Genomic DNA, 1,195 nt, shown 5'->3' on the forward strand with positions numbered 1-1,195 from the left:
TGAGCTGGGGGTGGCCGCAGAGACCAGCGAGAAGCGACTGTTTACTAAAAACACAGGTCCGTGCGAAGCCGTAAGGCGATGTATACGGACTGACGCCTGCCCGGTGCTGGAACGTTAAGGGGACCGGTTAGTCACTCTTCGGGGTGGCGAAGCTGAGAACTTAAGCGCCAGTAAACGGCGGTGGTAACTATAACCATCCTAAGGTAGCGAAATTCCTTGTCGGGTAAGTTCCGACCTGCACGAATGGCGTAACGACTTCTCGACTGTCTCAACCATAGGCCCGGTGAAATTGCACTACGAGTAAAGATGCTCGTTTCGCGCAGCAGGACGGAAAGACCCCGGGACCTTTACTACAGTTTGATATTGGTGTTCGGTTCGGCTTGTGTAGGATAGCTGGGAGACTTTGAACTCTGGACGCCAGTTCAGGGGGAGTCGTCGTTGAAATACCAGTCTGGTCGTGCTGGATGTCTAACCTGGGTCCGTGATCCGGATCAGGGACAGTGTCTGATGGGTAGTTTAACTGGGGCGGTTGCCTCCTAAAGAGTAACGGAGGCGCCCAAAGGTTCCCTCAGCCTGGTTGGCAATCAGGTGTTGAGTGTAAGTGCACAAGGGAGCTTGACTGTGAGACCGACGGGTCGAGCAGGGACGAAAGTCGGGACTAGTGATCCGGCGGTGGCTTGTGGAAGCGCCGTCGCTCAACGGATAAAAGGTACCCCGGGGATAACAGGCTGATCTTCCCCAAGAGTCCATATCGACGGGATGGTTTGGCACCTCGATGTCGGCTCGTCGCATCCTGGGGCTGGAGTCGGTCCCAAGGGTTGGGCTGTTCGCCCATTAAAGCGGTACGCGAGCTGGGTTTAGAACGTCGTGAGACAGTTCGGTCCCTATCCGCTGTGCGCGTAGGAGTCTTGAGAAGGGCTGTCCCTAGTACGAGAGGACCGGGACGGACGAACCTCTGGTGTGCCAGTTGTTCTGCCAAGGGCATGGCTGGTTGGCTACGTTCGGGAGGGATAACCGCTGAAAGCATCTAAGCGGGAAGCCTGCTTCGAGATGAGGACTCCCACCTCCTAGAGAGGGTAAGGCTCCCAGTAGACGACTGGGTTGATAGGCCGGATATGGAAGCACGGTAACGTGTGGAGTTGACCGGTACTAATAGGCCGAGGGCTTGTCCTCAGTTGCTCGCGTCCACTGTGTT

General features: G+C 56.3%; 1 rRNA gene. It reads left to right on the forward strand.

What is annotated here, in order from left to right:
* A 23S ribosomal RNA gene (locus ACZ3I3_RS41320) occupies window positions 1-1,173 on the forward strand; the annotation flags it as partial.
* Window positions 1,174-1,195 lie beyond the last annotated feature (22 nt).

Source organism: Streptomyces sp. NPDC016851 (assembly GCF_055562795.1).